1 protein-coding gene, 2 tRNA genes and 2 rRNA genes are annotated in these 3,053 nt (G+C 30.8%); all 5 read right to left on the bottom strand.

Annotated elements, in window-relative coordinates:
* Positions 1-725 precede the first annotated feature (725 nt).
* Entirely contained in the window at positions 726-1,721 is a 996-nt protein-coding gene (locus OIO11_RS06255) for a transposase (RefSeq protein WP_268070583.1), read from the bottom strand.
* Between the two features lie 787 nt (positions 1,722-2,508).
* Positions 2,509-2,596 (bottom strand) — tRNA-Ala (locus tag OIO11_RS06250).
* 5 nt (positions 2,597-2,601) lie between these two features.
* Positions 2,602-2,678: transfer RNA gene (locus tag OIO11_RS06245), tRNA-Ile, on the bottom strand.
* 5 nt (positions 2,679-2,683) lie between these two features.
* Positions 2,684-2,800, bottom strand: a 5S ribosomal RNA gene (gene rrf / locus OIO11_RS06240).
* 126 nt (positions 2,801-2,926) lie between these two features.
* A 23S ribosomal RNA gene (locus tag OIO11_RS06235) occupies positions 2,927-3,053 on the bottom strand; the annotation flags it as partial.

Raw genomic sequence — 3,053 nt, 5'->3', positions numbered from 1 at the left:
GTGTTAGGCACGCCGCCAGCGTTCGTCCTGAGCCAGGATCAAACTCTCAATTTAAAAGTTTAATCTATTACTCATGTTTGAATTGACTGACTTTGTTATCTTACTTCTGTTTAATTTTCAAAGACCACAGTTTGTGTTTCTTTCGTTTGTGTCGTTCTTGACGACAAAAACTATTTTATACTGTTTTAGAATGTTTGTCAACACTTTTCGGTAAACTTTTTTAAAAGATTATTTTTATTTTTCTTTAGCAATAATGTTTTACCTGCTAAACCTCTGAATTTTCCTAGCTTTTACCCTTGTTTAAATACTTTATTTCTTATTCCTATTAACACCTTATTAGCTTTATAATTAGTCCTCTTTCTTTAAAAAACAGACAAAAATCAAACAAACTATTTAATATCAAATAAATCTTTTTTATACTTCATAATCATTATTTTTTACTAACATTCTACATTTTAATTGCTTATTTTAAAAGCTACTAATAAACAATTAATTTTTTCAAGCAAACATACTAAATATAAATCAGAGCTTTAGCATCAAAATTCCAGTGAAAAATTTATTTTTACTGGAATTTTATTTTTGGACACTTGTTTGAAGGTCTGGTAAGCCTGCAAGTTACACTTACCCCTACCCTAAGAAATTTCAACAGTAAATTTCCAGTTTTATTTTAAAATTAAGCCTTTACAAATAGTGGGTTATTCCATTCATCTTCTATAGTAAATCTTTCATCTCTTATGCATTATTTTCCATAAAGTTTCTACTGAAGTAAATTTATCTGTTGTTATAATCCATCCTTCTTTAAGTTCTATTTTATCTCCGTTATGAACTTCTTCTATAAATTTTATAAATCTAACTTTAATAGACGAATCTGACATTTCAAAATTAGCTTCATCCCAAGCTTTAACTTTTGTATATTTTTTATTCCCTTGTTTTATGTTCCATTCTTTATTAGCCTCACGACATTTAAACAAAGCTAATGCATCTTTTGCAATATGAAGTCTTTCATCTTTCGCTCCTACTACTGCATCAATTCCTATGGAAAGAACTTCTTTAATCCAAGTAGATTTACAATATAAAGTATCAGCTACTATGACATCTGCAAAATGATGATACTCTTTATATAACTTTTTAATTAGTCTTTTACCACCTGTAATTTCACCTTCGTCTTTATCTGAAGCATCTTGTTTTGGTTCAAGCATTTCTTGTCCTAAAATTATATGTGGATCAGAACCCACAGTGGCACAAACTACTGACCTATGAAAATAATGAGTAGTACTGTTTTTATCAGTCCTTGTAAGACAGTCATTACAACATTTTTTAGTACTTTCAAATAGCTCTACCCCATCTATAGCAACTACTTTTAAACTATCTATAGTACCATTCCTAAATACTTTATTTTTTATAGTAGTTTTTATTATGTCTTTATGAATATCTTTCAAACCATTCAAATCAAAATCACTTAAACACCGCCTAACAGCGTCAATGCCAGGTGTTTTAGTATTCATAGGTAATACTTTTTTAAACTTGTTCTTTTTAAGCCAATGGTTTAATCTATTGAAACTTCTTATTTGAAGCATAAATCTAAATAGCACAACAAAAGTAATTGTTGAAATTTTTACTGGAGATTTTACTCTTTTATCTTTTAAGGTATTGATTTTTTCACCTATATCATATGCCTTATTAATATAGGTGAGTATTCGTTTTAAATAACTTTTATTCATCTTTAAGCATCCTTTTCTTTTGAGTTTGTCGCAAAACCATTATAAAAAGGATGCTTTTATATTGTAGTTATCTATTTCTATAATTTCCAGTAAAAATCGGATTTTACTAGAGTTCTATTAAATATTTACAAATCATTATAAACCAACGGGCTACCGCCCTAAAAACTTTTCAAGTTCTAAAGTTCTGAATATAAATTGAAAATTAATTTATGTTAGGTTTTTACTCCACATGAATTTTAACTGACTGAAATCAAGAAATTCTATTATCTCCATGTTAAACAGATATTCAAAATCTATACTGTTGTACGTGAATAACTTACTATACTGAAAAATGAGACTGATTTTAGCTTGTTAACTATCGCCACTTGTGGAAGATGGTTAATATTCCTAACCGAACAAGTTTATCCACGCTATCAATGTCATTCCAACCTCTCTATTAAAAAGTATTAGAGGCACTAATTATAGCAGGAACTAAATCTTCAATTTAAGGCTATTGTTCATTATAATACTTATAAAATGCTCCAGAATAAGACGATAAAGAAGTATGTTAGAAAATTTAGACGAAAAGTTGTGTCAAAATAACGATACGAAAAATATAGATATAAATTTAAAACCGAAAAAACAATTGAAACAATAATGTAAAATCTAATTGAGAGAATGATTGATAGTGCAGCTAATAGTTCTTACAGAAAAAGGGAGAAATGCAAACAAGAGCTTAAGAATTCAGAAAATGATACTATTCGTCTTCCCACTTGTAGAGGGTTGGAGACTTCCATATATTTATGTATAAATATTAAAAAAGACAGTCTTCTACAAGACTGTCTTTTTTNACCCCCTGCGTGCAAGGCAGGTGCTCTCCCAACTGAGCTATACCCCCATATGGTGGACCTTCAGGGACTCGAACCCCGGACCTACCGGTTATGAGCCGGTTGCTCTAACCAACTGAGCTAAAGATCCATCTTACCTGGCGACGACCTACTCTTCCACACCGTCTCCAGTGCAGTACCATCGGCGCTTTGAAGCTTAACCTTCGTGTTCGGAATGGGAACGGGTGTTACCTTCAAGCCATAACCACCAGATTAGTTGTTTTTATTTCACAACTACTCACTACAGATATAAATTATATCGAGTTTATATCTACTTGTCAACACTTTTTTCGAAAAAATATTTATATTCTTTCAAAATTGCACAGTGAATTAAACTTATTGATCAAGCCCTCGACCTATTAGTATTGGTCAGCTGAATACATTACTGTACTTACACCTCCAACCTATCAACCTGATAGTCTTTCAGGGGTCTTACTAGCTTACGCTATGGGAAATCTAATCTTGA

Source organism: Clostridium sp. ZS2-4 (assembly GCF_026719745.1).
Classification (GTDB): Bacteria; Bacillota; Clostridia; order Clostridiales; family Clostridiaceae; genus Clostridium_H.
The sequence above is the reverse complement of the archived record's forward strand: the minus strand, read 5'-3'. Positions and strand labels throughout refer to the sequence as shown.